Source organism: Pseudomonas sp. GW821-FHT04D07 (assembly GCF_059420225.1).
Genome location: NZ_JBWKTH010000021.1, coordinates 35,689 through 61,037, shown reverse-complemented (window position 1 = coordinate 61,037; position 25,349 = coordinate 35,689). Strand labels below are relative to the sequence as shown.

Annotated in this window: 20 protein-coding genes; 5 read left to right on the top strand and 15 right to left on the bottom strand. The window is 62.1% G+C overall.

Annotated features, from left to right (window positions below):
• The first annotated feature begins 13 nt into the window (after positions 1-13).
• From AC07T0_RS22140 to AC07T0_RS22130, 3 genes are read left to right on the top strand one after another with little or no spacing between them, the layout of a single operon-like run.
• Positions 14-1,258: an exonuclease SbcCD subunit D C-terminal domain-containing protein gene (locus AC07T0_RS22140; protein ID WP_495003192.1), complete on the top strand. Its 1,245-nt coding sequence runs from the start codon at positions 14-16 to the stop codon at positions 1,256-1,258.
• Positions 1,255-4,896 carry an AAA family ATPase gene (locus AC07T0_RS22135; protein WP_495003191.1) on the top strand — a complete coding sequence of 1,214 codons (3,642 nt, stop codon included), beginning with the start codon at positions 1,255-1,257 and terminating at the stop codon, positions 4,894-4,896. Before AC07T0_RS22140 ends, AC07T0_RS22135 begins: the two co-directional genes overlap by 4 nt.
• Complete coding sequence (locus tag AC07T0_RS22130; protein WP_495003190.1) at positions 4,893-5,504, top strand: glutathione S-transferase; 612 nt, start codon at positions 4,893-4,895, stop codon at positions 5,502-5,504. Before AC07T0_RS22135 ends, AC07T0_RS22130 begins: the two co-directional genes overlap by 4 nt.
• A 103-nt stretch (positions 5,505-5,607) precedes the next feature.
• On the opposite strand, the gene AC07T0_RS22125 is transcribed toward AC07T0_RS22130, so the two are convergent.
• The 10 genes from AC07T0_RS22125 to AC07T0_RS22080 all read right to left on the bottom strand — a co-directional run bounded on the left by AC07T0_RS22125 (position 5,608) and on the right by AC07T0_RS22080 (position 16,929).
• The gene (locus AC07T0_RS22125; protein WP_495003189.1) at positions 5,608-5,787 is read right to left on the bottom strand and encodes a hypothetical protein; all 180 of its coding nucleotides are present in this window, start codon (positions 5,785-5,787) and stop codon (positions 5,608-5,610) included.
• A gap of 213 nt (positions 5,788-6,000) precedes the next feature.
• Positions 6,001-6,276 carry a DUF5629 family protein gene (locus tag AC07T0_RS22120; RefSeq protein WP_495003188.1) on the bottom strand — a complete coding sequence of 92 codons (276 nt, stop codon included), beginning with the start codon at positions 6,274-6,276 and terminating at the stop codon, positions 6,001-6,003.
• A 172-nt stretch (positions 6,277-6,448) separates the two neighbouring features.
• Positions 6,449-8,833, bottom strand: coding sequence for an efflux RND transporter permease subunit (locus AC07T0_RS22115; protein WP_495003187.1), 2,385 nt, complete (start codon positions 8,831-8,833; stop codon positions 6,449-6,451).
• A gap of 18 nt (positions 8,834-8,851) precedes the next feature.
• Positions 8,852-9,904: a WD40/YVTN/BNR-like repeat-containing protein gene (locus AC07T0_RS22110; protein WP_495003186.1), complete on the bottom strand. Its 1,053-nt coding sequence runs from the start codon at positions 9,902-9,904 to the stop codon at positions 8,852-8,854.
• Positions 9,905-10,413: 509 nt separating this feature from the next.
• Positions 10,414-13,071: an aminopeptidase N gene (pepN, locus tag AC07T0_RS22105; RefSeq protein WP_495003185.1), complete on the bottom strand. Its 2,658-nt coding sequence runs from the start codon at positions 13,069-13,071 to the stop codon at positions 10,414-10,416.
• A 12-nt stretch (positions 13,072-13,083) separates the two neighbouring features.
• A complete protein-coding gene (locus tag AC07T0_RS22100; RefSeq protein ID WP_495003184.1) occupies positions 13,084-13,914 on the bottom strand; it encodes a DUF2797 domain-containing protein in 831 nt (276 codons plus the stop codon).
• Positions 13,911-14,171, bottom strand: coding sequence for a YeaC family protein (locus tag AC07T0_RS22095; RefSeq protein ID WP_495003183.1), 261 nt, complete (start codon positions 14,169-14,171; stop codon positions 13,911-13,913). Before AC07T0_RS22095 ends, AC07T0_RS22100 begins: the two co-directional genes overlap by 4 nt.
• 27 nt (positions 14,172-14,198) lie before the next feature.
• Positions 14,199-15,071, bottom strand: coding sequence for a rhomboid family intramembrane serine protease (locus AC07T0_RS22090; protein ID WP_495003182.1), 873 nt, complete (start codon positions 15,069-15,071; stop codon positions 14,199-14,201).
• Positions 15,068-16,042 (bottom strand): metallophosphoesterase, encoded by a 975-nt coding sequence (locus tag AC07T0_RS22085; RefSeq protein WP_495003232.1) that lies wholly within the window; start codon positions 16,040-16,042, stop codon positions 15,068-15,070. Before AC07T0_RS22085 ends, AC07T0_RS22090 begins: the two co-directional genes overlap by 4 nt.
• On the bottom strand, positions 16,039-16,929 hold the full coding sequence (locus tag AC07T0_RS22080) for an NAD(+) kinase (protein ID WP_100942950.1): 891 nt from the start codon (positions 16,927-16,929) through the stop codon (positions 16,039-16,041). The genes AC07T0_RS22085 and AC07T0_RS22080 overlap by 4 nt, the downstream gene beginning before the upstream one ends.
• Positions 16,930-17,017: 88 nt before the next feature.
• Here AC07T0_RS22080 and AC07T0_RS22075 point away from each other — a divergent pair, with 88 nt between their 5' ends.
• On the top strand, positions 17,018-17,968 hold the full coding sequence (locus AC07T0_RS22075; protein WP_495003181.1) for a DUF1853 family protein: 951 nt from the start codon (positions 17,018-17,020) through the stop codon (positions 17,966-17,968).
• 194 nt (positions 17,969-18,162) lie between these two features.
• Here AC07T0_RS22075 and AC07T0_RS22070 read toward each other — a convergent pair whose 3' ends face one another.
• Together AC07T0_RS22070 and AC07T0_RS22065 are read right to left on the bottom strand one after the other, a co-directional pair.
• Positions 18,163-19,449, bottom strand: a complete 1,287-nt coding sequence (locus AC07T0_RS22070; RefSeq protein ID WP_495003180.1) for an arsenic transporter — start codon at positions 19,447-19,449, stop codon at positions 18,163-18,165.
• 41 nt (positions 19,450-19,490) lie between these two features.
• Positions 19,491-19,838, bottom strand: a complete 348-nt coding sequence (locus AC07T0_RS22065; RefSeq protein WP_495003179.1) for a metalloregulator ArsR/SmtB family transcription factor — start codon at positions 19,836-19,838, stop codon at positions 19,491-19,493.
• Positions 19,839-20,028: 190 nt separating this feature from the next.
• On the opposite strand from AC07T0_RS22065, the gene AC07T0_RS22060 reads away from it, so the two are divergent.
• Positions 20,029-20,580 (top strand): cytochrome b, encoded by a 552-nt coding sequence (locus AC07T0_RS22060; RefSeq protein ID WP_495003178.1) that lies wholly within the window; start codon positions 20,029-20,031, stop codon positions 20,578-20,580.
• A gap of 141 nt (positions 20,581-20,721) precedes the next feature.
• On the opposite strand, the gene AC07T0_RS22055 is transcribed toward AC07T0_RS22060, so the two are convergent.
• The 3 genes from AC07T0_RS22055 to AC07T0_RS22045 form a co-directional block, all read right to left on the bottom strand.
• A complete protein-coding gene (locus AC07T0_RS22055; protein ID WP_495003177.1) occupies positions 20,722-21,639 on the bottom strand; it encodes a 1-aminocyclopropane-1-carboxylate deaminase/D-cysteine desulfhydrase in 918 nt (305 codons plus the stop codon).
• A gap of 196 nt (positions 21,640-21,835) precedes the next feature.
• Positions 21,836-23,872 (bottom strand): oxidoreductase, encoded by a 2,037-nt coding sequence (locus tag AC07T0_RS22050; RefSeq protein WP_495003176.1) that lies wholly within the window; start codon positions 23,870-23,872, stop codon positions 21,836-21,838.
• 290 nt (positions 23,873-24,162) lie between these two features.
• A complete protein-coding gene (locus AC07T0_RS22045) occupies positions 24,163-25,269 on the bottom strand; it encodes a hypothetical protein (protein WP_495003175.1) in 1,107 nt (368 codons plus the stop codon).
• Positions 25,270-25,349: the final 80 nt, after the last annotated feature.

Sequence of the window (25,349 nt, the reverse complement as noted above, 5' to 3'; positions counted from 1 at the left end):
GTTGGAGTTTGCCTTGCGCCTGTTTCACACCTCCGACTGGCATCTTGGCCAGAACCTTCATGGCCAGGAGCGAGATTTCGAACACGCTTGTTTTCTCACCTGGCTGCTGGCCCAACTCGGGCAACGGCAGCCCGATGTCCTGCTGATCGCCGGCGATATCTTCGACACTGTCAACCCGCCGGTCAAAGCCCAGGAACGCCTCTACGACTTTATCGTCAGTGCCCACGAACAACAGCCGCGGCTGACCATCGTGATGATCGCCGGCAACCACGATTCCGGTTCCCGTATCGAACTGCCCGCGCCGCTGATGCGCCGCCTGCGCACCCATGCCGTGGGCCGGGTGCTGTGGCTCGACGATGGCGAGCTGGATAGCGATCGCCTGCTGCTGCCGTTGCCCGGCAAGGATGGCGAAATCGCCGCCTGGTGCCTGGCCCTGCCCTTTCTGCGGCCCGCCGAAGTCACCGGCACGCAGTTGGGTGACAACTACCTGAAGGGTATCGGCGAGGTGCATCGCCGACTGATCGCCGCGGCCAATGCCAAGCGCCAGCCGGGCCAGGCCCTGGTCGCCGTCAGCCACGCGCATATGGCCGGCGGCTCGGTCTCCGAAGACTCGGAGCGCAGCCTGATCATCGGCAGCGCCGAAGCCCTGCCCGCGAGCCTGTTCGGCCCTAGCCTCAGCTATGTCGCCCTCGGCCATCTGCACAAACCGCAGAAGGTCAACGGCGAAGAGCGTATCCGCTACAGCGGCTCGCCGATTCCGCTGTCGTTCTCGGAAATCGCCTATCAGCACCAGATCCTCGATATCGTCCTCGATGGCGAAACCCTGGTCAGCGTTGACAGCCACCTGATCCCCCGCGCCGTGAACCTGCAGCGCCTGGGCCCGGCACCCGTTGCCGAGATCCTCGAACAGCTGGCGCAACTGCCGGATGTCGACCTGCTGGCCGACCTGCAACGCCAACCCTGGCTGGAAGTCCGGGTACGCCTGGATGAGCCGCAACCGGACCTGCGCCAGCAAGTGGAAACCGCCCTGCAAGGCAAGGCCGTGCGCCTGGTGCGCATCGCCGCCGAATACGCTGGCTCAAATGGGAGTGAAGGCGAAACAGATAGCGAGCGGCTGATCAACCTCGACCAGCTCAGCCCGCAGGAACTGTTCAGCCGTGCCTGGCAGGACAGCTATGGCAGCCCGGTGGACGAGGCGACCCTCAATGACTTTGCCCTGCTGTTGCAGGAAGTCCAACTGGAGGGCGAACAGCCATGAAAATCCTCGCCATCCGCCTGAAAAACCTGGCCTCCCTCGCCGGCCCCTTCGAACTGGATTTCACCGCCGAACCACTGGCCAGCGCCGGTCTGTTCGCCATTACCGGCCCCACCGGCGCGGGTAAAAGCACCCTGCTCGATGCCTTGTGCCTGGCGCTGTTCGGCGCCGTGCCACGGTTGAACAACGCCTCGCGCGATGCCAAGGTGCCGGACGCCGACGGCGAGATCGGCACCGGCGACCCGCGCACCCTACTGCGTCGCGGCACCGGCACCGGCTACGCCGAAGTGGATTTTGTCGGCATCGACGGCCGCCGCTACCGCGCCCGCTGGGAAGCCAACCGCGCCCGGGACAAGGCCGGCGGCAAGTTGCAGGCCAGCCGCCAGAGCCTGCGCGACCTCGACAGCGATCAACTGCTGGCCAGCCAGAAAGGCGAATACAAGCCCCTGCTGGAAAGCCGCCTGGGCCTGAACTTCGAACAGTTCACCCGCGCCGTGTTACTGGCCCAGAGCGAGTTCAGCGCTTTTCTCAAGGCTGACGACAACGAGCGTAGCGAACTGCTGGAAAAGCTCACCGACACCGCCCTCTACACCCGTCTCGGCCGGTGTGCTTTCGACAAGACCAAGCAGGCCCGCGAAGCCCACAAGCTATTGCTGGACCAGGCCGGTGGCGTCGCGCCCATGGACGCTGAAGCACGGGTCGAGCTGGATCGGCAATTCGCTGAGGCCCAACAGCAACTCAAGACCCAGCAAGCCCAACTCAAGCAGCTTGAGCTGCAGCACACCTGGCTCAAGGAGTTGCGGCAATGGCAGGCACAACACCAGGCCGCCGTCGAACAACTGCAAGGCGCCGAACAGGACTGGCAGGCCCGCGGCGCCGAGCGCCAGCAGCTCACCCGCCTGGAGCAACTGGCGCCGCAGCGGCATCAGTTCGCCCGTCAACTGCAGTTGAACGAGCAGCTTGCGCCACTGACCGCGCAGATCCAGCAACATATTGACCAACAGACTGACGTGCAGGCTCGTCAGCAACAGCTTGAACAGAGCCGATTAACGGCTCACACCCAGTTGAGCGAAGCCCTGGCCCGGCAAAGCGACAGCGCGCCACGGCTGCGCCAGGCCTTCGATGAGCAGGCCACGCTGAGCCATTTGGGCAAAGACCTGAGCGATGCCGAACGGCAGAAACAGGCTGCCGAACAAGCCAGTAGCGGAGGCCGCACGCAGCTCGCCAGCCTGCTCGACCAACAGCAGCAGGTCGCCACGCGCCTGGAACAGATCGCCGGACAGTTGCAGCACAGTGCCGCCCTCGCCCCGTTGAGCGAGGCCTGGAACGCCTATCGTGATCGGTTGCAGCAGTTGATGCTGATCGGCAATCGACTGAACCAGGGCCAGCGCGAACTGGAACAGTTGCAAACCCGTGTCGTCCACACCGACCAACAGCTTGAAGAACAGCGTGGCGCGCTCGAGGTGCTGTACAGCGAAGCCGGGGCGGAACCGGCGGCCGTCGGCGAACAGATCCAGATTCTCGGCAGCCTGCTGCAAGACAATCGCAAGCAACTGCGCGCCTTCGAAGAGCTGCAACGGCTTTGGAGTCGCCAGCGCGAGCTGGACCAACGCACACAGCAGTTGCAGGAGCGGCAGCAGAGCACCCAGCAGCAGCGCGACGAACTCAACCGCGAAGGGCTGCAGGCACGGGATGAACTCAAGGTCGCCGAACAGGCTTTGACGCTTACCCGACAGTTGCTTGAGCGTCAGCGCCTGGCCCGCAGCGCCAGTGTCGAAGAACTGCGCGGGCAGTTGCAGGATGACCAGCCCTGCCCGGTATGCGGCAGCCATGAGCATCCCTACCATCAACCCGAAGCGCTGTTGCAGAGCCTGGGTCGTCACGACGAGAACGAAGAAGCCGCCGCACGGCAGGCCGTCGACACGCTGACGGAAAAACTCAACCAACTGCGGGAAAAGGCCGGCGGGCTGATTGCCCAGCAGAAAGAACTGCTCAATCAGCAGGAGCAGTTGGCCCAGCAGCACCTGGAACTGGCACCGAGCCTGCAAGCGCATCCACTGCACAACGCGCTGCTGGAGCAGGATGACGCTCGCCGTGATGCCTGGCTCAACCAGCAGTTGCAGCAGTTGCAACAGAACATCGGCCAGGACGAGCAACGGCAAACCGCCCTGCTCACCCTGCAACAGGATGCCGCGCGGCTCCAGCAACAACTGCGCGCGGCCACCGAGGCCCGCCAGGCCGCGCACCAACAGTTACTCGATCAGCAACGCCAGATGGGTACCGATCAGGAACGACTGGAACAGGAGTTGGGCGCCTTCGCCAGCCTGTTGCCGGACGAGACCCTGCAGGGCCTGCGCAATGATCCGGCGGCGACCTTCATGCAGCTCGATCAACAGGTCGCGCAACGTCTCGGCCAGTTGGAGCAGCAGCGCGAGGAGCAACAGGAACAGCGCGAGCGCCAGGAGAAAATCGAACTGGAGCAAGTCCGCCAGCAAACCCGTGAGCAGCACTGCGAAGAGCTGAAACAACGTTGCGCCGTGCTGCTTGAGCAGCAGCAGGCCAGCCGGCTCAAGCTGGTCGGCCTGATTGGCGAACATGCCAGCGTCGAAGCCTGGCAACAGCAGATGGACCAGACGGTGGAGCATGCGCGGCAAGCCGATGCTTCGGCCAACCAGCAGTTGCAGGCGCTCGCCAGTCAATTGATCCAGCTCGGCGCCGAGCTCAAGGCCCGTCAGGAGCGCCGGCAGGCCCTGGAACAAGAAAGCCTGGAACTGGCACAACAGGTTGCGGATTGGCGCGCTCGTCACCCGGAACTGGACGACGCCGGACTTGAGCAACTGCTGGCCTGCGACGATGAGCACGTCAGCCAACTGCGACAGCAATTACAGGTTAGCGAAAAAGCCGTCGAGCAAGCCCGGGTGTTGCTGCAGGAGCGGGAGAAACACCTTCAGCAGCATCAGGCCCAGCACAATGGCAACCTCGACGCGCCAGCGCTGGACGCCGCCCTGGGCGATCTGCAAACACAACTGATTGTCAGCGAACAGCACTGCGCGGAACTGCGCGCGCAACAGACCGAAGACCAGCGGCGCCAGGACGCCAACCAGGAGCTGCAACAGCGCATCGTCGACGCCAACCGCGAGTATCAGCGTTGGGCGCGCCTGGACGCGCTGATCGGCTCGGCCACTGGCGATCGCTTCCGCAAACTGGCCCAAGCCTACAACCTCGATCTGCTGGTGCACCACGCCAACGCGCAACTGCGCCAACTGGTGCGACGTTATCGCCTCAAGCGCGGCGGCAGCATGCTCGGGTTGCTGGTGATGGACACCGAGATGGGCGACGAACTGCGTTCGGTGCATTCGCTGTCCGGCGGCGAAACCTTCCTGGTCTCGCTGGCTTTGGCCTTGGGCCTGGCGTCGATGGCCTCGAGCACGCTGAAGATCGAATCGCTGTTTATCGACGAAGGCTTCGGCAGCCTCGACCCGGAATCCCTGCAACTGGCGATGGATGCGTTGGACGGCCTGCAAGCGCAGGGCCGCAAGGTCGCGGTGATTTCCCATGTACAGGAAATGCATGAGCGGATACCGGTGCAGATCCAGGTACGCCGCCAGGGCAACGGGCTGAGCACCCTGGAGGTGAAATGACCCCGGCCACGCTGTATTCGTTCCGCCGCTGCCCTTACGCCATGCGCGCACGCATGGCGCTGCGGTATTCGGGAGTGGCAGTGAATATCGAGGAGGTCAGCCTCAAGGACAAACCGGCGCGGATGCTGGCGTTGTCGAGCAAAGGCACGGTGCCGGTGCTGGCCTGCGCTGATGGGCGGGTGATCGAACAGAGTCTGGAGATCATGCACTGGGCGCTGGCCCAGCATGACCCGCAGGATTGGCGGCTCGGCAGCGATCCGGCGGCGGCACAAGTCGCTGCGCTGCTGATCGAGGAAAATGACACGGTTTTCAAGCTGTGGCTGGACCGCTACAAGTACGCGGTACGCTACCCGGAATTTCCCATGGAGCACTATCGGGAACAGGGCGGGCAATTTCTCTTGAAACTGGACGGTTTGCTTGCGCGTAACGGCCATCTGTTGACCGAACACCTGAGCCTGGCGGACATTGCAGTCGCACCGTTCGTGCGCCAATTTGCCCATGTGGATCAGGTGTGGTTTGCGCAAGCGCCGTACAAACATCTACAGACTTGGCTGGAACAGTTCCTGGCCTCGGAACTGTTCAACTCTGTTATGACAAAACCCCTGTAGGAGCGAGCTTGCTCGCGATGGTGGTCGCAGCGACGCAGTGCATCAGGTTTCCCGCGTTATCGTTGACGTCCATCGCGAGCAAGCTCGCTCCTACAACCGACGCTCAGTGCTGGGTTTTGTGATCCAGGGCGGCGTAGAAGTTGGCGCTCTGTTGCAGGTACTTCTGGGTGTAGCTCTGGGTGTGGCTTTTCGGGCTGTTGATTTCCACGCTGGCGCTGGCAGGCAGGGCCACGGTGGCGGAAACAGCGGAAGCGGAGATGATGGAGAAAAGATTGAAGTTCATGATGTAACCCTCGAATGTCAGTTGGCTTGCTTGCCCTTTCAGGCCGTGAGTCAAAAGTACATCCGAGGGTGGACATCGTTGAAATTCATTGCAGCAGTAGCGGATATCAGCGTCATTAATAGAAGCGCAAGTGACTGATTCGTCAGGCGCTGCGGTCTATTGTCGCAGCAGCGAGCGCGCCGGGGCGGCAAGCTGCATCGATACCCTAACGCCTTACTCTTCCTCGTCGCGACCGGTGAAGGTGCTCATGCAGACCAGACGGTGTTCACTGGAATCGTCGCTCAGGGTCCAGCTTTGCAGGGTCTCATCGAAGGTCGCCGCTTCAAGCTGGGCACGGGTGAAACTCCAGCGCTTCTCGGCCCGGCCATCCATGCATTCGATCAACAGGCGGCTGTCGTCGAGGGTGAAATCGAAGGCGTGCAGGCCGTCGACTTCAAGCATGTTGCAGGTTTCAAGGGCATTGAGCAGGGTGTCGGTTGCAGCGGTCATGATGTTCTATCGTGTTTGGGGAAGTGCTCATGATAGGCGATATTGCCCTGCAGCGGCGCCACTACCTGTGGGAGCGGAGCTTGCCCGCGAAGAGGCCCTTGATGCCGCCAAAAGCTTCGCGGGCAAGCGCCGCTCCCACAGGGGGGATTCAGCGCCTGCACATCAGGTGTTCTCAATGGGAAAACAACGACCCACCGACCTTGCCCGCCAGCTTCTCCGGCTTGATCAGGAACCGCGCCAGCGCCGGCAACAGCCACAGCGCGCCGAACATGTTCCAGAGCAACATGAAGGTCAGCATCAGGCCCATGTCAGCCTGGAACTTGATCGCCGAGAAAATCCAGGTGCACACCCCGATCGCCAGACACAGGCCGGTGAACAGTACCGCCTTGCCGGTGGATTTCAGCGTCTGGTAATACGCCTCCTGCAACGGCAGCCCGGCACGCAGGAAGCTTTCCAGGCGACTGTAGATGTAGATCCCGTAGTCCACGCCGATCCCGACGCCCAGCGCCACCACCGGCAAGGTCGCGACCTTCACGCCAATGCCCATGAACGCCATCAGCGCATTGCCCAGCACCGAGGTCAGCACCAGCGGCAGGACGATGCACAAGGTTGCCGCCCAGGAGCGGAAGGTGATCATGCACATGGTCGCCACGCAGAGGTACACCAGGATCAGGATGGTCAGTTCCGACTCTTTGATCACTTCGTTGGTGGCCGCCTCGATCCCCGCGTTACCAGCGGCAAGGAGGAATTCCAGGCCGTTCTTGTTGTTCTCCTTGGCGAAGTCCTGCACCGCATGCACCGCGCGGTCGAGGGTCGCGGCCTTGTGGTCGTTGAGGAACACCAGCACCGGCGCCAGCGAGCAATTGTTGTTGTACAGGCCGTCGGCGCGGGCGATGGAGTTGTTCAGCACATCGGGGTTGCGCGACAGGGTTTCCCATTTCAGGTTGCCCTCGTTCATGCCCTTGATCATCTGCTTGGACACGGTCACCAGGGAGATCGCCGACTGCACGCCCTCGGTGTTCTGCATCTTCCACATCAGCTCGTCGATGGGCGCCATCGCCTCATAGTGCGAACAGCCCTCGGGCGCTGTCTTGACCATCACCACCAGCACATCGGAACTGGTGGAGTAGTTGTTGATGATAAAGCGGTTGTCCTTGTTGTAGCGCGAGTCGGGACGCAGCTCCGGCGCGCCCTGGTCGAGGTCGCCGATCTTCAGGTTCTGCCCGTACCAAAGCCCGCCGCCCAGGGCCAGCAAGGCCAGGACGATGGACACCGGGGCCACCCTGGGGCTGGCGAAATTCGCCAGCAGGCGCCAGAACGGGTGTTCGCGGGTCGCATCCTTCTTGCTGCGCCCGACCGCCCGCTGGCTGATGCCGACATAGGAGATGGCCACCGGCAGCAAGATCAGGTTGGTGAACACGATCACCGCCACACCGATGGAGGCGCCGATGGCCAGTTCGCGGATCACGCCGATATCGATGATCAGCAGGGTGATGAAACCCACGGCGTCGGCGAGGATGGCGATCATCCCCGGCAGGAACAGTTGCCGGAAGGTCCGTCGGGCCGCCGTCAGGGCGTTGTCGGCGTCGCTGGACTGCAAGGCGATGCCATTGATCTTCTGCACCCCATGGGAAATACCGATGGCGAAGATCAGGAACGGCACCAGCATCGAATACGGGTCCAGGCCGAAGCCGAACGCATGCATCAGCCCCAGTTGCCAGACCACCGCCACCAGGGTGGTGCTCAGCACGGCGATGGTGCTGCGGATGCACCAGGTGAACCAGTACAGCAGCACCAGGGTGATGATGAAGGCGACACCGAAGAACAGCACCACCATGACCAGGCCATCGATCAGGTCACCGACCTTCTTGGCGAAGCCGACGATGTGTACCTTCACATTGGGGTTCTGCGTTTCGAACTTGTCGCGGATCTTCTCTTCGAGCTGGTGGGAGAATTTCTGGTAGTCCAGCGCCAGCAATTTGCCCTGGTCCTGCGGGTCCGGGTAGGACTCCAGCAGCGGGATATCGACGATGCTCGACTTGAAGTCGTTGGCCACCAGGCGTCCGACCTGGCCGGACTTGAGCACGTTGTTGCGCAGTTTTTCCAGGCTGTCGGCCGAGCCGTTGTAGCTTTGCGGAATCACTTCGCCGCCGGCAAAGCCCTCCTCCGTCACCTCGGTCCAGCGCACGCTGGGGCTCCACAGCGACTTGAGCCCGGAGCGGTCGACACCGGAGATGTAGAACACCTCGTCGTTGACCTGACGCAGGGTCTCCATATAGTCCTTGGTGAAGATATCGCCGTCCTTGGCCTCCACTGAAATCCGCACGGTGTTGCCCAGGTTGGCGAGGTCGTTGCGGTGCTCCATCATCTGTTCAATGAACGGATGCTTGAGCGGAATCATTTTCTCGAAGCTGGTGGACGGCCGGATCAGCGTGGCCTGCCAGAACAGGAAGGCGCTGACCAACAGGCAGATGACGATCACTGCCGGGCGGTTGTTGAAAATCAGGCGTTCGAGAAACGTCGCCTTGTCTTGATGATGACTTTGCTGACTGCTCATAGATTCCCGCCTTTCTTGTTATTGGCCCAGCTCAGCGCCCGTGGGCGTGGTGGTGTGGGCGCCGCCCTGGCCGACGAGGATCAGGTTGCCGTTGCCGGTCGCCGTCACCGCCGACAGGGAAATCCGGTCGGGACGGTTGAACACGCTGAAGGTCACGCCGTCATCGCTGCTGCGGATCACGCTGCCGCCGTTGCCGACGATTACCAGCGAGCCGTCGGCCAGCAAGGTCGCGCCGGACAGACCGAACTCCAGGGCGCCACGGGCGGCCTTGAGTTCCACCGGTTCCCAACTGCTGCCGAAGTCGCTGGAGCGGTAGAGATTGCCGCGCAAACCGTAGGCCAGCAGCGTCGAGGGTTGGGCGGTGCCGATCACGCCGAACAGCGAGCCCTGGTACGGGCCTTCGACGTGCTCCCAGGTCTGGCCCCAGTCGGCGGAGCGGAACATGCTGCCCTGCTCGCCGACCACGAACAGCCCGGCATCCTTGACCGCGGTGATGGCGTTGAGGTGGTACTGGTCGGGATTGTCGAGGCGCTCGCTGACATTTTCCCAGTGCTGGCCGCCGTCGGTGGTTGCCAGCAGGGCCCCGTAGGCGCCCACGGCAAAGCCGCTGCTGGCGTCCTTGAACCAGACATCGAGCAATGGCGCTTCACGCTTGAGGTCCTGGAACTGGCGAGTCCAGGTGGCACCGCCGTCGGTGCTGGCGAGAATCTGCGCATCGTGGCCGACGGCCCAGCCGTGCTGGTCATCGACGAAATAGACCGCGGTGAGCATCTGCCGGGTCGGGACCTTGGCCTGGGTCCAGTGGCCGCCCTGGTCGTCGGAAAAGAGGATGTGTCCGCGATCACCGACGGCCACCAGCCGCTTGCCGGCGTGGACCACGTCGAGCAGCAGGCCCTTGATAGCCTTGGCGGATTCGATGGAGTAGACGGTGTCGGCAGTGGTTGGCGCCGCCGCGTATGCGCTGGCCGGCAGTGCCGCCAGTCCCGACAGCGAAAGCGCCGCCACCAGCAATGCCGTGCCGCGCCAGGTCGGCGGACAGCAAGAACCCGTAGGCCTCACAGGCTCATTCATAGACCTTTCTCCCCATTTATTATTGTCAGGTCGTCCAACCTTTCAGGGCGCCTTCGAGGGCGTTTCATGACTGCCGGGGCGTCTGAAACCGGCAATCTAGAGCCCCTTCTAAAGCTGGAGCTATCCTATCGGGCTTTGGAATCGTCTGACAATCGACGCCACGTTATCTTTTGTTAACCCGGGGCGTTGAGGGCAGGCCTGAATGATGGGGCATCAGGCGAGGTGATGAGCAAAGGCCACGGGTGTGGCCTTTGTGGAGGTGAGTCAGGTGTTTCAAGGGTGTTTGTGCCGATGCCTTCGCGGGCAAGCTCCGCTCCCACAGTTATTTTGCTCGTCCATAACATTCAGGCTCGACCCCAATCCTGTGTTTTGCTCGCCCATAACATTCAGGCTCGATCCGCTTTCGCGGGCCAGCTGAGCCCCCACCGTTTTTGAGTCAAACCCAACCTTCCTGTGGGAGCGGAGCTTGCCCGCGAAGGGGCCCTCAAGGGCGCCCGCAGGCAAACAGCTTAAGCCAGGCTCTTGCTGACAACCTCGTACACATCCGCCGACAACTCGCCCGAACCGCGAATCCGCTCCAGCTCGGCCTTCATCAGCGCCTGGCGGGCGCCGTCGTATTTGCGCCAGCGGGTCAGCGGCGCCAATTGCCGCGAAGCGATCTGCGGATTCAGCGCATTGAGCTGGATCACCAGGTCCGCCAGGAAACGGTAACCGGAACCGTCCGCCGCATGGAAGTTGATCAGGTTCTGCCCGGCAAAGGCACCGATCAACGCCCGCACTTTGTTCGGGTTCCTGATGGTGAACGCCGGGTGCTCCATCAACGCCTTGACCCGCTGCAAGCCGCCAGGCAACGGGCTGCCGGCCTGGACGCTGAACCACTGGTCCATGACCAGCGGATTGTCCTTGAAGTGCTCGGCGAAACTGGCCAGCGCCAACGCCTTCTCGGCTTCGAACGGCGAGTTCACCAACACCGCCAGGGCGGTCAGGCGCTCGGTCATGTTATCGGCGCTTTCGAACTGCTCCAGGGTCGCCGCCAACACTTCAGGCTTGCCACTGAGCATCAGGTACGACAGCGCAATGTTCTGCAGGGCACGTCGAGCGAAATGCTCGTTCTCGGCCACATAAGGCGTGGCTTTCGACACCGCGCGATTGGCCTGGTAACGCTGCCACAAGCCATCGAACAACTGCTCGGCCAACTGCCGGCGAACGAATTCACGAGCGGTGTGGATCGCCTCGACATCAGCCACTTCGCTGATCTCGGTGAGGTAGGCCTCGCCTGGCAACGAGAGCATTTCAGCAACCATCGCCTGATCAAGCTGCTCATTGCCCAGCACGCTGCGCAAGGCCGTGACCAGACGCGGATCGAGCACCAACGCTTCGCCCTTCTGATGCTGGCCGATCAGTTCCTGCAGTACCTGCACCGACAATTGCTGGCCGGCGTCCCAACGGTTGAAACCGTCGCTGTCGTGCTGCATCAGGAACATCAGCTGGTCGCGGTCGTAGGGGAAGCTCAGCTTCACCGGTGCCGAGAACCCCCGCAGCAGCGATGGCAACGGCTTGGCGTCGAGGCCGACGAAAGTAAAGGTCTGTTCCGCTTCGGTCACCGAGAGCACGCGGCTGGTAGCGCCAGCGGTCGTTTCAGCGGCCAGTTGCAGGGCGATTTCCGCCCCCTGGGCATCCAACAGGCCGATCTCCACCGGGATCACGAACGGCAGTTTTTCCTGCTTGTCCGGGGTCTGCGGGCAGCTCTGGCGGAAGGTCAGGCTGTAGCTCTTCGCGTTCGCATCGTAGCTTTCGCTGACGGCCAGACGCGGCGTACCGGCCTGGCTGTACCAGCGTTTGAACTGGCTGAAGTCGACGCCGTTGGCATCTTCCATGGCCTTGACGAAATCGTCGCAGGTCACGGCCTGGCCGTCATGGCGCTGGAAGTACAGATCACTGCCTTTGCGGAAACCTTCGGCACCGAGCAGGGTGTGGATCATGCCGACCACTTCCGAGCCCTTCTCGTACACGGTCAGGGTGTAGAAGTTGGAGATCTCGATAAAGCTGTCCGGACGCACGGCGTGGGCCATGGGACCGGCGTCTTCGGCGAACTGGTGGGTGCGCAGGTAGGCAACATCCTGGATACGCTTGACCGTAGGCGAGTTCATATCGGCGGAGAAGCCGGCATCGCGGAACACCGTGAAGCCTTCCTTGAGCGACAGCTGGAACCAGTCGCGGCAGGTCACGCGGTTGCCCGACCAGTTGTGGAAGTATTCGTGGGCAACAATGGCCTCGACCCGCTGGTGCGCGGCGTCGGTGGCGGTTTCGGCACGGGCCAGCACGGCGCTGGAGTTGAAGATATTCAGGCCCTTGTTTTCCATGGCGCCCATATTGAAGTCGTTGACCGCGACGATCATGAAGATGTCCAGATCGTATTCGCGACCATAGGCCTCCTCGTCCCAGCGCATGGACTTCTTCAGGCTGTTCATGGCGTGCTGGCACTTGTCGATATTTTCCGGCTCGACGTAGATGCGCAGCGCGACGTCGCGACCGCTCATGGTCGCGAAGCTGTCTTCGACGCACCACAGGTCGCCCGCCACCAGGGCGAACAGGTAGGCCGGTTTCATGAACGGGTCTTCCCAGGTCGCCCAGTGCCGACCGTCGTCCTGGGGACCGTTGCCCACCGGGTTGCCGTTGGACAGCAGCACCGGATAGCGATGCTGCTCGGCGATCACCGTGGTGGTGAACTTGCTCATCACGTCCGGGCGGTCGAGGTAATAGGTGATCTTGCGAAAGCCTTCGGCCTCGCACTGGGTGCAGAACATCGCGCCGGACTTGTACAGGCCTTCCAGGGCGGTGTTGGTTTCCGGATGGATCTTCACGCTGGTGTCGACGCTGAAGCGCTCGCTGCCCGGGTGCAGGGTCAGGTGGCTGTCGTCGATCTGGTAGTCATTGCTCGACAACACCTGGTCGTCGAGCTGCACCGACAGCAGCTCCAGCAACTGACCGTCCAGCACCAGCGGCGGCAGCCCCGCGCCGGCCGCCGGGTTGCGGCGCATCACCAGCTGCGCATGGACCAGGGTATGGTCCTCGAACAACTCGAAGGTCAGGTGCGTCTCGTCGATCAGGTAGTCCGGTGCCTGATAGTCCTTCAGATAGATCATCTTCGGTTGTTCGGTGCGCATGAGGGCGTCCTTCTACTGATGCACGGCGAGCTGGTAGGCCGTGTATTTACGGATATTGATCACGCCGGTGTCGAAGATCAGGTACTGGCCCTTGATCCCCATCAGCGTGCCTTCGGCAATCGGGTCTTTGTCCAGGTTGAAGCTGACCACCTTGGTCGGGTAGTGCTCGATCGGGTAACGGATTTCCAACGGCTCGACATCCCGCACCGGCTGGATCGCCTGCAGGCCGAACCGCGCCTGCAAGGCGGCGAAGCCCTCGGCACAGGACTCGAACAACTGCTCGCGCACCGCCTTGAGGTCCACCGCCGGTGCATCGCCCTTGAGCAAGGCGCGCCAGTTGGTCTTGTCGGCCACCTGGCTGCGGAACAGGTCCTCGACGAAACCGGACTGCTGGCGAGTGGCAACTCGCACGATCGGCAGCGCCTGGCTGGCGCCCTGGTCGAGCCAGCGGGTCGGCAACTGGCTGGCGCGGGTGATGCCGACCTTGATCCCCGACGAGTTGGCCAGGTAGACCACGTGCTCGGTCATGCAGAACTTTTCGCCCCAGGACGGCTCGCGGCAGGTACCGGCGTCGTAATGGCAGCGCTCGGGACTCATGATGCAAGTGTCGCACTGGGCCAGCTTGGTCATGCACGGGTAGCAATAGCCCTGGCTGAAGCTGGTCTTGGTCTTGCGTCCACAGTGGCTGCAATGAATCGCCCCAAGGAATTCCAGGCGCAGCTTCTGGCCGATCAACGGGTTGACCGGCACCTCGCTGTCGCCCAGGCGGAAGGCGTACTGCACGTCCGCGCCTTCAAGGCGCGTCGACATCTTGCTGATTGCACCGCGGCCAAGCTCGATCAATGGATGGCATCCGACTTGAACAGGATATTCGGCACCGGCGCCGACTTCGAAGCACACTCCTGCGCGCCCATGTAGCCGGTGCGCTGGTCTTCCGGCAGGTTCTGGGTTTCCCAGGCGATCATCGCCTGCAACGACAGCTCGCGCTGTTCGGCGCTGAGCTTGCGCCCGTCCGACCATTTGCCGATTTCCACCGCCAGTTTCAGGCTCTGGTAGATATCGGGGGTGATGTTTTCAATCATTTCGATAAAAGAGGACATGCGCTCTCCACGCGTGAAAAAAGTCGACTAGATGGCCAGTTTACGACGAGACCAGAGGCCGCCCAACAAACCGCTGAAACATCCGATGAGCAGTCCGCCGACATGCGCGCCGTTGGCGATTTCGCCAAAGCCGATCATCGAGACCAGGCCCGACAGGCACAACAGCAGCCAGACCAACATCATCACCAGCACACCACGGGGCAGACGGTAGACCGGGTTCGGCGACACCCACTGGTAGATCCAGCAATGCCCGAGCAAACCGTAGAGCACACCGGACAGGCCGCCGAACAGGGTCGGGCCACTGACGTAATACTGCGTGTAGTTGGAGACCAGGCTGAACAGCAGTGTCAGCCCCAGCAGGTTGATGCTGCCCTGACGCAGCTCGATACGCCGGCCCAGCTCCCAGTACCACATACCGTTCATGGCGATGTGCAGAATGCCGAAATGGATGAGCATCGGCGTCACCAGGCGCCACCACTGCCCCGCTGCCAAGCCGTCGGCCAGGGGGGTGAACTGGACGTAGTTGCCATGGACCTGGAAGTCGAGAAAGGTGAACCAGTGCAAGGTCTGCAGGTTGTCACCGAGCAGGGTGACGCCGGCGATGATCAGGCTCAGCAGCAGGATCGTCGCGGTGGCCGGACTCTGGCGCACCTGGCTGAGAAAGTTCGGCCGGGTCATGGTCGCGGGCTTGTCCGGGACTTCCAGGTGGTTGTCCGGATCGCCGGCGGGAAAACGCTGATATAGGGACAGGACGTCGGCACTGATCGACTCGGGCACCCACAGCACCTGTTCGCCGGATTCCTCGTTGACCCGGTGCGGCACCTGCATGCGCTCCAGCAGTTTGACGAAGCCACTCAGGTCAGTGGTCAATGGCAGGCGTAAGACAGCAGTGGCACTCATCGCAAAGCCTCGGGACGTTCGACATCGACCCAGACGAATTTCTGCGGGTCGAGGGAGGTTTCCTGGTCCAGCCGGTAAGCCGCCAGCTTGCCGTAGAGCACGGCGCTGTAATCCAGGCAGGCCAGGTTGGGACGGATCGGCGCGGGCTTGCCGCTGCGCCAGTAGTGACCGACGAAGAGCATCGGCTCGTCGAGGCCGTAGCGCAGCAAGGCGTTCTTTTCGGTAGAGGACAACGGCTTGCTCGCCACCAATTCAGGCAAGGCATCCGGCTGGAAAACGATATCGCCGTAGGTCTGCGGGTCGTCTTCCCAGAACTTGGTGCGGAAGAACGCCCGGGTCAGGCCGTCGCCGCCAGTCAGCGTCAGGCCGTCCGGCAGGCGCATATCGGTACCACGTAGCAGGCGGTCGAACACCGTGGCGGCAAAACTGCCGGGCAGCGCCGAATCCTTGAGGAATGCTTCGTCGATCCGACCGTCGGGGTACTGCGCCCGCAACGGCGCGATCAAGCCGCCATCCCAGCAGGCATGCACCACGCGGAAACGTCCGGCATCGACGAACAGTGGCAGTTCGTAGAACCAGGCGAGGAAGTCCTGCCAGTCCGCCGGGTGCTGTTCGAACTGGGTCAGGGTTTCCTGGAGCAGTCGGGCATGCCGCGGCGTATGTTCGCGGACGAACTGCTTGCCACTGCCCGCCGCGGCCGGCGTGCTCCAGCCCAGGGCGTTGAACTCGTGGTTGCCCATGATGCACAGCGCCTGCCCGGCCACGACCATGTCACGGACGATATGCAGGGCCTCGCGGATGCGCGGGCCGCGGTCGATGATATCGCCAAGGAACACCGCCATGCGCAACGGATGACGCCAGACGCCCCCCAGCTTCTGGTAGCCGAGCATGTCCAGCAGATGTTCGAGGGTATGGGCGCAACCGTGCACATCACCGATCAGATCGTAGCCACGCGCGGGATCGAGCATCAGTCGCCTCCACCACCCAGCCGACTGCCCCAGCCGAGCTTGGTGCGGCAAACTTCGTAATAGTTGTGGTCCAGCGGGTGAATCAGCCGCAGTTTCTGCGGTTTCTTGCTGATGGTCACCGTATCGCCGGGGGCACAGGTGAAATGGTTCTGCCCGTCGCAGGATACCTGCGGGTAGATCTGCATGTCCTTGGACACCACGATTTTCAACTCGCTGTTGCCGTCGACCACAATGGGGCGGCTGGACAAGGTATGGGGGTACATGGGCACGATCACAATGGCATCGAGCTTGGGATGCATGATCGGTCCACCGGCGGACAGCGCGTAGGCGGTGGAGCCGGTGGGCGTGGCGACAATCAGGCCGTCGGCCTTCTGGCTGCAGACGAACTGGCCGTCGATATACAGCTCGAACTCGATCATCCGCGTCGACTTGCCGGGGTGCAGGACCACATCGTTGAGCGCATCGCCCTGGCCGATGGCTTCGGCATGGCGGCGCACTTCGGCTTGCAACAGGAAGCGGTTCTCCACCAGGTAGTGGCCGTCAAGGACCTTGGCCACTTCGACTTCCAGGTCATCCGGGCGGATATCGGTGAGAAAGCCCAGGTTGCCGCGGTTGATCCCCAGCACCGGGATATTGTGCCGGGCCAGCGCGCGGGCGGCGCCGAGCAGGCTGCCGTCACCGCCGACGACGATGACCATGTCGCAGACTTCGCCGAGCATCTTGCGCGACGAGGTTTGCAGGCCATGGCCCGGCAGGACCTCGGCGATGGTGTCCTCGAGGATGACATGCAGGTGCCGCGCCAGGAGGAATTTCTTCAGCCGGCGAACGGTATCCAGCACCTGCGAACTGCCCAGGCGGCCAATGATGCCGATATTGCGAAATTGCTCCATGGGGCTCCTGCGGGGTCTGGGACGGGCAAAGGGGAGATTATGGGCGAAAGCCGGCCCGAGACAAAACCCTTTCAGCTATGCTCGCAGGATGATCCTCTTCCCCGACTTGCTCAACCTGCCCCGACAGTTGCGCCATCCCGAAGTGCGTGATCTGGCCTGGGTCATCCTGGCGCCACCGATGCTGGAAGACACGCCGTGGCCGCAACGCCACCCGTTGGCCGGCAGTGACTGGGTGCGGGCGCCGGAGCGGCTGGAGCAATGGTTGCACGGACTGGACCGCGATCCCGTCGAGTTGCAGGGTTGGCTGGTGCGCGGGGCGACCCGCCGGCTGGGGCTGTATTACGAGCGGTTGTGGCAGTTCGCGGTGCAACAGGCCCCCGGGATCGAGTTGATTGGCGCCAACCTGCCGATCCGCCGCGAAGGCCACACCCTGGGTGAGTTGGATCTGCTGTTGCGTGATCACGATGGTGTGCATCACCTGGAGTTGGCGATCAAACTGTACCTGGGCCCGCAGCACGGCGGCGGCGAAGACCCGGCGCGCTGGCTCGGTCCGGGTTGCCATGACCGACTGGACCGTAAGTTGGCACACCTGAGCCAGCACCAATTGCCGATTTCCGCCCGCCCGGAAAGCCGCGAGGCCTTGGCGACGCTGGATATCCATCAGTTCAGCGCACAGTTGTGGCTGGGCGGTTATCTGTTGTATCCGTGGCCCGGGACGGCACTTCCTCCCCGGGGGGCTCATCCGCAACATCTACACGGACGCTGGCTGCATCAGCGCGACTGGGCGGACTTTATCAAGCGCAGCCCGGCGGGCCGCTGGCAACCCCTGCCGCGCCATGCCTGGCTGGCACCGGCGCACTATGCCGAGGCGGACACCTGGCCACGGGAACAGCTGGAGCACTGGCTGAAGGAACTCGACCCGCATGCTCCGGCGCAGCTGCTGGTGCGCCTGACCCGGAATGCGCAAGGTGACTGGGAAGAGGCCGAGCGATTGTTCCTGGTGGCTGATCTTTGGCCGAATGTGCCGGGTATCGGTTGATCGCGCCAGCACAGCAAGCCCTCCCCCTCAACCAGAGTCAACGCACGCCCCTGTAGGAGCTAGCTTGCTGGCGATGACGGCCGAGCAATCGCCGCAAGACTCGCGGGCCTCATCGCCAGCAAGCTAGCTCCTACAGGAACCGTGCATGACCTGGGAAAGGGGGCGCCACTTACTATCGCCACCCGACGGAAACGTCAGACCAGCGACAAACGCAAGGCCAGGGCCGCCAGGGTCACCAGCAACACCGGCAGGGTCAGGACGATCCCGACCTTGAAGTAATACCCCCAGCCGATACGGATATCCTTGCGCTCCAGCACATGCAGCCAGAGCAAAGTGGCCAGGCTGCCGATGGGGGTGATTTTCGGGCCCAGGTCGCTACCGATGACATTGGCGTAGATCATCGCCTCCTTCACCACCCCGCTGGCCTGGCTGGCGTCGATGGACAAGGCGCCGATCAGTACCGTGGGCAGGTTGTTCATGACCGAGGACAGGAACGCGCTCAGCAGTCCGGTGCCCATGGCCGCGCCCCAGATCCCGTAGCCGGCGAAGTGGTCCAGCCAACCGGCCAGGTAAGTGGTCAACCCGGCATTGCGCAGGCCATAGACCACCAGGTACATGCCCAGGGAGAAAATCACGATCTGCCACGGCGCTTCTTTCAGCACCTTGCGGGTCGAGATTTTGTGACCGCGGGCCGCGATCCCCAGCAGCAAGGCCGCGCAGGCCGCCGAAATCGCACTGATGGGAATTCCCAGGGGCTCCAGGGCAAAACACCCCACCAGCAGAATGAGCAACACCCACCAACCGGCGATGAAGGTCGCCTTGTCGTGGATCGCGCTGGCAGGCAGCTCCAACTGCTGCGGATCGTAGTCGCGGGGGATGTCACGCCGGAAGAACCACAGCAACACCAGCAAGGTCGCCGCCACGCTGACCAGGTTCACTGGCAGCATCACCGAGGCATAGGCATTGAAGCCGATCTTGAAATAGTCCGCCGAGACGATGTTCACCAGATTCGACACCACCAGCGGCAGGCTGGCGGTGTCGGCGATAAAGCCGGCGGCCATGACAAAGGCCAGGGTCGCCGCCTTGGAGAAACGCAGGGCCCGGAGCATGGCAATGACAATCGGCGTGAGGATCAACGCCGCGCCGTCGTTGGCGAACAACGCCGACACCAACGCCCCCAGCAGCACGAAGGCGGCGAACAGATTGCGTCCGCTGCCCCGCCCCCAGCGCGCCACATGCAGCGCCGCCCAGGCAAAGAAGCCGGCTTCGTCAAGCAACAGGCTGATGATGATCAGGGCAATAAAGGTACCCGTGGCATTCCAGATGATCTGCCAGACCAGCGGAATATCGGCGAGCTGGACCACGCCGCAAAGCAAGGCCAGTAGCGCGCCCAGGCAGGCGCTCCAGCCGACGCCCAGGCCCTTGGGCTGCCAGATCACCAGGGTAATGGTCAGCAGGAAAATCAACGCGGCAATCAACATGCACAACAACCTTCAAGGTCAGCAAGAGAAATGGTAAAGGCTCAGCAGCAGCGCAGCGGGCGCTCGTCCATGGCCTGCAACCGCTGGATATCCGCGGCCAGCCAGGACTCGCTGGCCTGCAGGGTGCCCTGCAACAAGGTCGAGACCCATTGGGGCAACTCAGGGTGCAGGCGATAAAACACCCACTGCCCCTGACGACGATCGGCCAGCAACCCACCCTGGCGTAACTGCGCCAGATGCCGGGAGACTTTCGGTTGGCTCAACGCCAGGGCGGCGGTCAATTCACAGACACAGAGTTCACCTTCACGGGCCACCAGCAGCACGATCCGGCTGCGGGTTTCGTCAGCCAGGCACTTGAAGAGTTCCACGGGGGAGGCAAAACAGGACATCGCGGGCAAACCATTACATATGTTTTTTCGAATATATGGATAGTCATATATAAAAGCAAGTCCCAATCACGGGCAATACAAACCCTCCCCCTGAGTTGCCTTGGGCAAAATGCTGAAAAAAACATTAAAGTGTATGGACTTCGTCGCTCAAGAACGAAGGTTCCAGCCCTGATGACCCGAGGAACACGCTATGCCCTGGAAGAATACCGACAGCCGCTATAGCAGCGTGTCGATCGCATTGCACTGGCTGATGCTGGTGCTGCTGGCGGTGGTTTACGCCTGTATCGAGTTTCGCGGGATATTCCCCAAGGGCAGCGGCGGCCGCGCGCTGATCGTCGAGGCGCACTACATGTTCGGCCTGACCGTGTTCCTGCTGGTCTGGCTGCGCCTGCTGGCGCGCGCCTTCGGTGTGGCGCCGAAGATCGCCCCCGCGCCGCCGGTGTGGCAGATGCTGATCTCGAAACTGATGCACTGGGCGCTGTACCTGTTCATGATTGCTACGCCGGCCCTGGGTTGGTTGGTCGTCAGTGCCCAGGGGCATTCGGTGCTGTTCTACGGTGTCGAGCTGCCGGCGCTGACGGGCGAGGACCTGGGTTTCGCCAAAGAGGTCAAGGGCTGGCATGAACTGCTGGCCTCGATCGGCTACTGGTTGATCGGCCTGCATGCCCTGGCCGGCCTGTATCACCACTACTTCGTGCGGGATAACACCCTGCTGCGCATGCTGCCCAAGCGGCGTACTTGAGCCTTCTTGCTCGCAATGGACGCCAACGATAACGCGGAGTACCTGTCCCCCCGAAACCTGTAGGAGCCTGGCTTGCCAGCGAAGCTTTTGGCGATCTTGAGAGCCCCTTCGCGAGCAAGCTCTGCTCCTACACGGACCGGTTTACAGAGTAAAACCTCGGTGGCCTTGCAAACCGCCGGTATGCACGAACACCAGGCGCGTACCTGCTGCGAAGCGTCCGGCGCTCACCTGCTCCCGCAGCGCCAGCAAGGCCTTGCCGGTATACAGCGGCTCCAGTGGCACAGCGCTCTGTTGCTCGCTGTGCTCGATAAAACCCAGCAACGCCGGATCGACCTTGGCAAAACCGCCACGGCAGGCGTCGATCAGTTCAAAAGCCGGACTTACCGCCCCGCCCGCCTCCAGGATCGCCGTGACCAACGGCGCTACGCCATGGTCGGCCGGCACTGCCAGGGCACCGTACACCGGCCGACGCCCGGCTTCGGCCAGCACCAGTCCGGCCAGGGTGGTACCGGTTCCGGCGGCCAGCCACCAGCCGTGATAGTCAGTCCAGCCAAGTGTCGGCAATTGCCCGCGAACCTGATCAAGCAAGATTGCACAGCCGCGTGCGCCCCTCAAGCCACCACCGCCCTCCGGCACGCCGTGCAAGTGTGGATAGCGCAGGCGCCACGCTGCCCAGAAATCCGGTGCATGCCGCGCCCGATAACCGCCATGGCCGAGCCAGTGCAGTTCCATGCCGAAGGTTTTAAGGTCGCAAACGGTGGGGGTTTGCACGGGATGGCCGCGCAGCAGGCCGACGGTGGGGAAACCGAAACGCTTGCCCGCCGCCGCCAGGGCGTGAAGATGATTGGAATGCGCACCGCCCAGACTGATGAGGCCTTCGGCGCCAGTTTGCCGGGCCGCCGCCAGATGCTCGGTGAGTTTGAACCACTTGTTACCGCTGATCAGCGGATCGATCAGGTCGAGGCGCAGCACGGCCACCTCGACACCAGACCGGGTCAACCAATCCAGGTGCAGCGGTTCGAGGGGGGCGTGGGGGTGCCAGTCGGTCGGGGGTAACATTGCGAGGGAGGTCCCGTGGGGTAGACCTGCAAGTTTAACAGTTCGGGTCTTGGGACCAATGCCATCCAGAGATTTTGAAAGCACCGCAAAACTCTATGGGAGCTGGCTTGCCGGCGATGAGGCCCTTGCTCATCGAGACGCCATCGCCAGCAAGTCGGCTCCTACAGGAGAAAGACCGCGTTCAGTCTGGTCAGACTTACAACTCAGCCGCCAACCGCGAACCCTGGTCGATCGCCCGCTTGGCATCCAGCTCCACCGCCACGTCCGCACCGCCGATCAGGTGCACGTTCTGCCCTGCCGCCAACAGCCCGGCCTGCAACTCGCGCAACGGGTCCTGCCCGGCGCAGATCACCACGTTGTCCACCGCCAACAACTGCGACTCGCCACCACCGATGCTGATGTGCAGGCCCGCCTCGTCGATCTTCAGGTACTCGACGCTGTTGAGCATCTGCACCTGCTTGTTCTTCAAGCCGGTGCGATGAATCCAGCCGGTGGTCTTGCCCAGGCCATCGCCAACCTTGGAGGCCTTGCGCTGCAACAGGAACACTTCACGGGCCGGGGCATGGGGCTCGGCCTTGATCCCGGCCACCCCGCCCCGCGCCTCAAGACGGCTGTCGATGCCCCACTCCTTCCAGAACGCCTCGCGATCCTGGCTGGTGGCCACACCTTCATGCACCAGGAACTCCGAGACGTCGAAGCCGATACCGCCAGCACCGATCACCGCTACCTTGTGGCCCACCGGCTCGCGCTCCAGCAGCACGTCCAGGTAGCTCAGGACCTTGGGACTGTCGATGCCGGGAATCGCTGGCAACCGTGGCGCGATGCCCGTGGCGAGAATGATCTCGTCGTAGCCACCAGCCATCAGTTGCGCCACATCCACCCGTGTATCCAGGCAAACCTCGACATGAGTGGTTTGCAGCTTGCGCTTGAAATAGCGCAGGGTTTCGAAGAACTCTTCCTTGCCCGGCACGCGCTTGGCGACGTTGAACTGACCACCAATTTCACTCGCCGAATCGAACAGCGTCACCTGGTGCCCACGCTCGGCGGCCACGGTGGCCGCCGACAGACCGGCAGGCCCGGCGCCGACCACGGCGATTTTCTTCACCTGGGTGACCGGCAGGTAATTCAGCTCGGTCTCGTGGCAGGCTCGCGGGTTGACCAGGCAGGAGGTCAGCTTGCCGCCGAAGGTATGGTCCAGGCAGGCCTGGTTGCAGCCAATACAGGTATTGATTTCGTCAGCACGCCCTTGCGCCGCCTTGTTGACGAAATCCGGGTCGGCCAGGAACGGCCGGGCCATGGAAACCATGTCGGCATCGCCGTCGGCAAGGATCTGCTCGGCCACTTCCGGGGTATTGATACGGTTGGTGGTGATCAGCGGAATGCCCACCGAGCCACGCAGTTTCGCGGTGACCTTGCTGAACGCGGCGCGCGGCACCTTGGTGGCGATGGTCGGAATCCGCGCTTCGTGCCAGCCAATACCGGTATTGATGAGGGTCGCGCCAGCCTGTTCGATGGCCTTGGCCAACTGCACGATTTCGTCCCAGGTGCTGCCGCCTTCCACCAGGTCGAGCATCGACAGACGGAAGATGATGATGAAGTCCGCGCCCACCGCCTCACGCACCCGACGCACGATGTCCACCGCCAGGCGCATGCGGTTCTCGTAGCTGCCGCCCCAGCGGTCGGTACGCTGGTTGGTGTGGGCGGCGAGGAACTGGTTGATGAAATAACCTTCCGAACCCATGATTTCGACGCCGTCGTACTCGGCATTCCTGGCCAGGGTCGAACAGGTCACGAAGTCGGCGATCTGTTTCTCGATACCGTCCTCATCCAGTTCTTTCGGCTTGAACGGGTTGATCGGGGCCTGGATCGCACTCGGCGCCACCTGTTTCGGGCTGTAGGCATAACGCCCGGCATGCAGGATCTGCAAGCAGATCTTGCCCCCGGCCGCATGCACCGCGTGGGTGACGATACGATGCTGGTCGGCTTCGGCCTGGGTAGTCAGCTTGGCCGCGCCGGAATACACGCCGCCCTCGTCGTTCGGCGCGATACCGCCGGTCACCATCAGGCCGACACCACCCCGGGCACGCTCGGCGAAGTAGGCCGCCATGCGCTCGAAACCGCCGGGCTTTTCCTCAAGACCGGTGTGCATCGAACCCATCAGGGTACGGTTGCGCAACGTGGTGAAACCCAGGTCGAGCGGGGCCAGCAGGTGCGGGTATTGGGCGGCGGTCATAGAAACTCCACAACAGGCAAGATCACGGAAATGCGGGAAGCTCTGTGGCCCCCGTCAGTTGTATGACTGGCACATTAAAGAGCCCCCGGCCCTGGCTCAATGACCGAAACTGACAACTTATTGATCCAAATGCGCAGCCTCCTCAGCAAGGACACCGAAGCCGCCTCACCAAGTCAAAGACTCCCGTAGCTCTCATCCGCACGTTTGGTGATTGATTCGTTTATCTACTGGTCACGACAGGCGGCATCCGACGTCATCCGACCCCGGTTCTTCTGGAGGAAAACTAGCCATCACGGCATGTCAACCAGCCTGTGCAACTCCAGCAAACTTTCAGCGTGGAGGATATTTTTCATGTGATACTTTTTTTGCAGGACCTCCAGCCCAAGCGTCACATCCACCACTCCAAGTTCTTTTTTTATTGAAAAGTATTCGCCACCCCAACAAACAAAATTCCAGATCGCATTCTCCCCCACCAGCATGGGTGGAAGCAGCTTGAGGGGGACTGCGCCAAACTCACTGGGCGTGGCGGGGTAGCACATGGTGCTATCCAGCACGCTTTCCATAATCAGCCTCATCGGCAACGTCGCCTTATAACGCTCGAAAACGGCGTCTGCTCTTTGACGCCAAGCGAAGTCGAGAAGACTCAAGGCGTACTCATGAAATGGAGTCGTCTCCGGGCAAATACCTGCAATCTCTCCCTGCCGAGTAAAGACAGGGACATACTCGGCGGCAACGACGCGCCTTGCCATCATTAGCCGTCCCAACCGGGTCGGCGAGGGTATTGGCCATTGAGCTGACTGCTTGAAGTTCAGACCTATCCGACTATTTCCAATCAGCGCCATCACACCAGCCGGAGAAAGAAAGTGCTGAGGCCACTCAACGCTCGCATGTTTTCCAAGCTGCTCGACGACCTGCTCTCGATAGGGTGTTCTCAGCCCAAAGAAACAAAAATCAACCGTCGGGTTTTCATTCAAAGATGCTGGAATCAGCCGCTCCGAAAAACCCAATTCGATATAGGCAGTCGGGCAAAACCTTGAATAGAACGGAACCGAGCTTTCAACCATCGTCCATATAAATTTGGCATTTTTGGCCACTTCGGCGAAGGCTTGAAACCTGGCAACCCACTCGGATTCATCCCGCCAATTGAACCCCTTGCCATCCGGTATTTCCGTGGCAATGATTCCGTAGTCGACGCCTGAGCTGGCTATTTCTGCGAGCATGCCGGGTTCGAAGTATTCCCAAAATAGATTAATGGCGGATTTTTCTACGTGCGTTCTGGAAAAAGTGACCTTATGCCCTAGTTCGAGAAGCCCCGCTTGGAACCAATCGGCCATGTCAACCAACGTCGACTTGCCCATTTCATGGTGATTGGCCGTACAGAAATGGAACCAGGCCATAATTCAAGCGTCTCCTGAAAAATAGTTCTGATATCGCCAGTACCACTCGATATCGGCAGTCGTCCTGATAGGCATAGGTC